The organism is Kitasatospora sp. NPDC096140, from assembly GCF_040303045.1.
GTDB lineage: Bacteria > Actinomycetota > Actinomycetes > Streptomycetales > Streptomycetaceae > Kitasatospora.
In genome coordinates, this window is record NZ_JBEOUW010000097.1 from 1 (window position 1) to 7,132 (window position 7,132).

Below are 7,132 nucleotides of genomic sequence, written 5' to 3' on the forward strand. Positions count from 1 at the left end.
TGGCCGCGCTGATCGCGAGCACCGACCCGACGCTCACCCCGGCCGACATCCGGGCCCGGCTGGCGAGCCAGGCCAACGACCTGGCCTGCCCCACGTCGGACAGCCGCTGCACCGGCACCACCGCCGTCAACTCCTTCTTCGGCGAGGGCCAGGTCGACGCGCTGAAGGCGGTCAGCGGCACCACCCCGCCCACCGGCACGTACTTCGAGAACACCACCGACGTGGCGATCCCGGACAACACCACGGTGGAGAGCCCGATCACCGTCACCGGCGTCACCGGCAACGCCCCCGCGACGCTCAAGGTCGGCGTGGACATCAAGCACACCTACCGCGGTGACCTCGTCCTCTCCCTCGTTGCCCCCAACGGCACGGTCTACCTGCTGGAGGACTTCCCGAACAACGACAGCACCGACGACGTCGCCAAGACCTACACCGTCAACGCCGCCGCGAGCACGGCGAACGGCACCTGGAAGCTCCGGGTGAAGGACGGCGCGGCCGGCGACACCGGCACGATCGACGCCTGGAACCTCACCTTCTGACCCACCGGACCGACCCCCGTGTTCCGACCCCCGTGCTCCGCCGCCCGCCGCCCTTGCGCGTCGGCCGGCGGAGCACGGGGCGTTCCGCTCCGACACCGCCCTCGATCGTGTGCGCCCGACGCCGGTGGCGGCAGCGGCCGACGACGGAACGTCAACCCCCGTGGCGGGAGCGTCCGCGCGTGGCCCTAGCCTGTGGTGCTTCCGGGACTCATGGGAAGGCGGACGCGGTGCTGAGCGGCACGATCGTGGCGGGGCGGTACGTCATGGACCGCCCGATGGGCGCGGGTGGCATGGGCGAGGTCTGGGCGGCCCAGGACCAGCTGCTCGACCGGCGGGTCGCGGTGAAGCTGCTGCACCGGACCACCGGGGACGGCCGGGAGCGCTTCCTGCGCGAGGCCCGGGCGGCCGCCGGGCTGCAGCACCCGGGGATCGTCGTGGTCCACGACTTCGGCGAGTTCGAGAACGCGCCCTTCCTGGTGATGGAGCTGCTGGAGGGCCGCTCGCTGGAGGCCCGCCCGGACGACGGCCCGGTCACCGTGGGCTGGGTCGCCGAGGTCGGCGCCCGGGTGGCCGAGGCGCTGGCGACGGCCCACGCGTCCGGGCTCGTCCACCGGGACGTCAAGCCGAGCAACCTCTTCCTCACCGCGGACGGCGGCGTCAAGCTGCTGGACTTCGGCCTCGTGCACGAGCGCCCGCAGCCCGCCCAGGACGGTCCGCAGCAAGCCGACCACACCATCGCCGCCGGCACCCTCGCCTACATGGCCCCCGAGCAGTACGTCGGCCGGAGCGTCGACGCCCGGGCCGACCTGTACGCACTCGGCGGCACCCTGTACGCCCTGCTGGTCGGGCACCCGCCGGTCCGCGGCCGAGCTGACCGGGCGCAGCCCGCCCCTCCGCCGCGCCTGCGGGACGAACGGCCCGACGTGCCCAAGGAGCTCGACCTGCTGATCGGCTCCCTGCTGGCGCGCGACCCGGCGCGCCGCCCCGCCGGGGCCGCAGCGGTCGCCGAGCAGCTCTGGAAGGTGGCCGGGCGTCACGGGCGTCGCAAGGCCCCGCAGACCGTGGGGCCCGTCCCGAAGCAGAGGAAGCAGGCCAGGAACGCCGTCCTGTTCAGCGCGGGTGTCCTGGTGGTCGCCATGATCGCGATGCGGCTGATCTCCGACCCGCCCTTCGGCTCGTCCGACGACTCCGCGGCCCCGGCCCGGACCCCGAACCACCCGACGGCCTCGGCGCGTCCGGCGCAGCTCAACCCCGGTGACTGCATCGACTACACCGCCCCGGTCGGCCCGGCGGAGGTCAACCTGAACACCCCCGTCGGCTGGCAGGCGGTCGACTGCGGCCGACCGCACCAGGCGCAGGTCGGCAAGGTCCTCACGATGACCCGGCCGACGTCGGCGTCGCAGTGGAACACCGCCCTGGCCGTGCTCGGCGCCGGCTGCACCGGCGTCGCCCTGGACGCCGAGTCCGCCCACCCCGGGCAGCACCTCGCCCGGGCGGTGCTCGGCCCGTCCCAGGCCGACTGGTTCTCGGGCGCCGAACGCTTCGCCTACTGCACGCTGCACCCGCGGGACGGCGGCCCGCTCACCGTCGACGTCCGGCCGACGGCGGGAAGCTAGGACGGGCCCCGGGACGCCGGCACCGCCTCAGCCGCGGCGAGCGGCCGGTATCGCCAGCAGGACACCGAGCGCCAGCAGGACGGCGTACCCGGCGGTCTCGTGGCCGTGCGGCACCAGGAGGCGGACGAAGCCGAACAACCGGAAACCCCCGAGCCAACCGGACAGCAGGCCGGAGGCGCCGCCGAGGATCAGCACGAAACCGAGGTAGCCGAGCAGGGTCTTCATACCCCCGAGCCTAGGAATCCGCCACCGCCCGGTCATCCGACTTTCGGCGCGGCCCGGCACCACCAAAGTCGCACACGGCGGGCGCCGGGTGGGGGCGCCGGGAGAAGGCACCGGACGGAGCAGCAGGCACGGCGGCCGGACGGCGGCCCGGGTACGTTCGCGGTGTGCAGCCCAAGTATGTGCAGCCCAAGTGTGTGCAGCAGAAGCCCCCGTACGTCACCCGGGCCGCGGCCGGCGCCGCCGCCACGGTGCTGGTTCTGGCCGCCGGCACGCCGATGGCCCTCGCGGCCCTCATACGCGGCGGCGGCGGCACCGGCCTCGTCGGCGTCGTCGGCGGGGAGCGGCTCGGCAGCCCGGACGTCCAGGTCGCACCGCTCGCCGGAGCGCCCGCGCTGCCGTCCGAGCTGAGCGGCCGGTCCTGGCTGGTCGCCGACGCCGGGACGGGCGAGGTGCTCGCCGCCCGCAACGCCCATCTGCAACTGCCCCCGGCCAGCACGCTCAAGATGCTGTTCGCGGACACCGTGATGCCCAAGCTCGACCGCTCGCTGGAACACCGGGTCACCCCGGCCGAACTGGCCGACGTCGGCGCCGGCAGCAGCTTGGTCGGCGTCAAGGAGAACCTGTCGTACCGGGTCGAGGACCTCTGGCGGGGCGTCTTCCTCGCCTCCGGCAACGACGCCGTGCACGTCCTCGCCCACATGAACGGCGGCGTCAAGCAGACCGTCGCCGAGATGCAGGCCCGCGCCGAAACGCTGCAGGCCGGAGACACCAAGGTGGTCTCCCCCGACGGCTACGACATGGACGGCCAGGTCTCCTCCGCCTACGACCTCACCCTCTTCGCCCGCGCCGGGCTGCGCAACGCCGACTTCCGCTCCTACTGCGCCACCCGCACCGCGCGCTTCCCCGGCGGGCTGGACACGCTCACCGGCCAGCGCACCAGCTTCGACATCGCCAACACCGACAAGCTGCTCGGCAAGTACCCGGGCCTGATCGGCGTCAAGAACGGCTACACCACCAACGCGGGCGCCACCTTCACCGGCGCCGCCGAACGGGGCGGCCGCACCCTGCTGGTGACGGTGATGCACCCCGAGGCGAACGGCAAGGTCTACGACGAGGCCGCCGCCCTGCTCGACTGGGGGTTCGGGGCGCTCGGGAAGGTCCAGCCGGTCGGGCAGCTCGTCGAGGACACCGGCGCACCGGCCGCGTCGGCGGGCCCGTCGGCAGGCGCCTCGGCGGGTCCCTCGGAGGCCCCCGGGGCCCCGGAGGCCGCAGCCGCCTCCCAGCTGCCGCCCTGGGCCCAGCCGCCCGTCATCGGCGGCGACGGGCCCGGTGCCGCCCCCGCCGTCTGGACGGCCGCCGTCCTCGGCACCGCCCTCGCCGTCTGGGCCGGCGTCCGCACCGCCGCGCTCCGCCGCACCGCACCCGCCCACGCCCCGGCCGGCGCCGGCGCGGCGCACCGCACCGGCGGCGCGACCGCGGTGGGCGGCGCCACCGGCGTCGGCGGCCGCGGCCACCGGCGGCTGACCCGCCGCGCCCGGGCGCTGCTGCACACCGGCCGCACCCGCCGGCCGCGCTGAGGACGCTGACCTGCGGCGCGGTCCACGGCCGGTCGGCACGCCCGACGGCCGATCCCCTCTAGAATTCCGGCCATGACCACGCCCGACCCCTCCGCCTCAAACCGGCTTGCCCGGATCGTCCAGCTCTCCTCCGGGAGCTACCTGCTCGTCACCACGTACAAGAAGGACGGCACGACCGTGCCGACCCCGGTGTGGGTGGTCCGTGACGGGGAGGCGCTCGGCATCTGGACCGTCGCGGACTCCTGGAAGGTCAAGCGGATCCGCAACCGCGCCGACGTGCTGGTCGGCCCGTGCGACGTCAAGGGCCGGCCGACCGGTGACCAGTACCCGGCGACCGCCGAGATCCTCGGCCCCGAGCGCACCGCCGCCTACCGCACCCTGCTGCGTCAGAAGTACGGCCTGCTCGGCGTGCTCACCCTGCTCGGCAGCCGGCTGCGCCGCGGCGAGCGCGGCACCGTGGGCATCCGGATCACCCTGGCCTGACGACACCGCCTGACGACGTCACCTGACGGCACCGGCCTCATCACCGCGACCCGACCACTCCCCCATCGCACCGATCCGACCGACCCGGCGGATCGGTGCTTTGCCATGCCCGCGGGCGGATCTCCGGACCGTTCAACAAAGTGAAACCTCACGCCGGAGGCGGAGTCACGCAGCCCAACTTTTGGCACCATTTGTCGGGATTTTGTTGGCGAAATGCCGTCACTCCAGCACCGGCATTTTCAATCAATGATTGACAGCAGATCAGATTGCGGATGACTATGTGACCGCACCTCCGCGGCGCCGGGCCTTCGGGCCCGGGCTTCACAGCGGGCACGCCGCACACCGGGCGCCGCCCCGAACGCTCCCCCGGATGCGGCGGCACAGGTACGTTCACCCCGCTCCGCGCGCGACACGGCACGGCACGCCCAGCCGCCGCGGATCACCCCTCCACCGACCCGAGGAAGAACCGTCATGCCCGAATCCACCCGGAGAACCGCCCCCCTGTTAGTCATGGGCATGACATTCGTTGCCCTCGGCCTCGGCGGGTGCGCCGCCACACCGGCCGGACACGGCACCGCGGCGGCCTCCGGCCCCCCGGCGGGGAACGCCGCCACCACGGCGCCTCCGTCGGCGACCGCTCCGGCGTCACCGACACCACCGTCTGCCTCTGACAGCGCAGTTGATGTTCCATCAGCTCTGCCCGCAGCGCCGGCGTTCGTCGCACCGAGCTCCCTGCCGGCCGGCCCCCGGACCGGCGCCGACCCGGCACCGAAGCCCGCACCGCCCGCACCACCGCCGGCGATGCCCGCCGACAACGGCGCCGCACCGGCCGACCCTCCGAGGAAGACCGGACTCGATGCCCAGTTCAGCGGGCTGCCAGCCGAGTTGAAGACCGGCGGGACGCCCGTCGAGTTCTCCGTGATCCTCACCGACCGCACCGGCAAGGCGCTGGCCGCGGCCTCCCCCTCGCTCGTGCTCTCCGGCCGGGGGATCACGAGCACCCTGTCCCGCCTCGACCCGGCGACCGGCACCTGGCTGCCGGACTCGGCAACCGACACGGGTGCCGCCCCGATCGGTGTCGATCCGACCGCCGCTTCCTATGCCGTCCCGGCCGGCGGCTCCCTGACGATCCGGTACCGGATCGCGGTATCGGCCGGCTCGCGGCCGCAGCAGTCGCGGACGTCCCTCTCCGTCGTCGGCGCCGACGGCTCCCAACTGGCAGCCGCCACGCAGTCCGTCGCGCTCACCGCGGGCTGACCGGTACCGCTCGGCGCCACGCCGAAAGCGGGCCGAAGCACCTCGACCTCTCCACCTCCACTTCAGCTCCATCAATCCGAAAGGGACAGACATGTCCGAGATGGCCAAGCGCTTCGCATCGATCGGTGTCACCACCGCACTGGCCGTGGCAAGCCTGAGCATGCTCGCGTCCGGTGTGGCCCACGCCGGAAGTGCAAGCGGAATCGTCAGCACGGCCGCCGGCCAGCTCGGCAGCGGAGAGTGCGGCAACGAGGGCAACGGCTACTACGCCCCCGGCAGCGCACAGCACAACTCCTGCAATGGGCAGGCCTGGTGCGCCGACTTCGCCGGATGGGTCTGGTCCCAGAACGGCGTGCAGGGCCTCGGCGTGCTGAACGACCTCGCCAACAGCTTCGAGACCTACGCCAACAAGTACGACGGGGGGCTCTCCCCGACCCCGCACATCGGCGACGCGGTCTTCTTCCACCCGCAGTCCTTCGGTGGCACGGACTACGACCACGTCGCGATCGTCACCGCCGTGTACTCCGACGGAACGATCGACTGGATCGGGGGCAACCAGCACCGGATCGTCTCACGCAACCACGGCTCCGGCGCCGTCGGCGCCGTCGGATGGGTCAGCGGTGGCTACAACGTGCACCTCAAGGGCTATGCCAGCCCGGTCGGGTTGCAGCAGCAGCAGAACTCACCCGTCATGCGGGTGGACACGGTGAAGGGCGGTTCCGTCTTCGACAACCAGCGCAACCCGGACGGCAGCTGGTCGAACGCGGCTCTGCTGGACGGGAACGGTCAGATCACGCAGACGGCCACGACCGCGCTCCCGGACGGCACCTTCCACGTGACGACGCTCGCGAACGGCAAGGTCTACGACAACCAGCGCAACACCAACGGAAGTTGGACCGGCGCAGCCCTCCTCGACGGGAGCGGCCAGATCACCGCCGTCTCGGCCACCGGTCTGGCCGACGGAACCATGCACGTCCAGACCCTGGCCAACGGCAAGGTCTACGACAACCAGCGCAACACCAACGGAAGTTGGACCGGCGCAGCCCTCCTGGACGGGAGCGGTCAGATCACCGCCGTCTCCGCCGCCGGTCTGGCCGACGGCACCATGCACGTCCAGACCCTCGCCAACGGCAAGGTCTACGACAACCAGCGCAACCCGGACGGCAACTGGACCGGAGCCAGCGTCCTCGACGACAACGGCCAGATCACCGCCGTCTCCGCTGCCGGCCTCACCGACGGCACCATGCACGTCCAGACCGTCGCCAACGGCAAGGTCTACGACAACCAGCGCAACACCAACGGCACCTGGACCGGTGCGGCACTGCTGGACGGCAGCGGTCAGATCACCGCCGTCTCCGCCGCCGGCCTCACCGACGGCACCATGCACGTCCAGACCCTCGCCAACGGCAAGGTCTACGACAACCAGCGCAACACC

At 72.8% G+C, this 7,132-nt stretch carries 7 protein-coding genes; 6 read left to right on the forward strand and 1 reads right to left on the reverse strand.

Going from position 1 to position 7,132, the window contains the following annotated elements; all coding sequences use genetic code 11:
* Both ABT048_RS41370 and ABT048_RS41375 read left to right on the forward strand, forming a co-directional pair.
* The coding region (locus tag ABT048_RS41370) for a proprotein convertase P-domain-containing protein (protein ID WP_350526816.1) at positions 1-539 on the forward strand (539 nt) is incomplete at its 5' end.
* Between the two features lie 227 nt (positions 540-766).
* Complete coding sequence (locus tag ABT048_RS41375) at positions 767-2,155, forward strand: serine/threonine-protein kinase (RefSeq protein WP_350526817.1); 1,389 nt, start codon at positions 767-769, stop codon at positions 2,153-2,155.
* A gap of 27 nt (positions 2,156-2,182) precedes the next feature.
* On the opposite strand, the gene ABT048_RS41380 is transcribed toward ABT048_RS41375, so the two are convergent.
* Positions 2,183-2,380 (reverse strand): hypothetical protein, encoded by a 198-nt coding sequence (locus ABT048_RS41380; protein ID WP_350526818.1) that lies wholly within the window; start codon positions 2,378-2,380, stop codon positions 2,183-2,185.
* 164 nt (positions 2,381-2,544) lie between these two features.
* Between ABT048_RS41380 and ABT048_RS41385 the strand changes: the two genes are divergently transcribed.
* The 4 genes from ABT048_RS41385 to ABT048_RS41400 all read left to right on the forward strand — a co-directional run.
* Positions 2,545-3,957, forward strand: coding sequence for a D-alanyl-D-alanine carboxypeptidase family protein (locus ABT048_RS41385; RefSeq protein WP_502894143.1), 1,413 nt, complete (start codon positions 2,545-2,547; stop codon positions 3,955-3,957).
* Between the two features lie 72 nt (positions 3,958-4,029).
* On the forward strand, positions 4,030-4,440 hold the full coding sequence (locus ABT048_RS41390) for a PPOX class F420-dependent oxidoreductase (RefSeq protein ID WP_350526819.1): 411 nt from the start codon (positions 4,030-4,032) through the stop codon (positions 4,438-4,440).
* An 801-nt stretch (positions 4,441-5,241) separates the two neighbouring features.
* Positions 5,242-5,697: a hypothetical protein gene (locus tag ABT048_RS41395; RefSeq protein WP_350526820.1), complete on the forward strand. Its 456-nt coding sequence runs from the start codon at positions 5,242-5,244 to the stop codon at positions 5,695-5,697.
* A 91-nt stretch (positions 5,698-5,788) separates the two neighbouring features.
* Positions 5,789-7,132: CHAP domain-containing protein (locus ABT048_RS41400; RefSeq protein WP_350526821.1), on the forward strand; the 1,344-nt coding region annotated here is incomplete at its 3' end.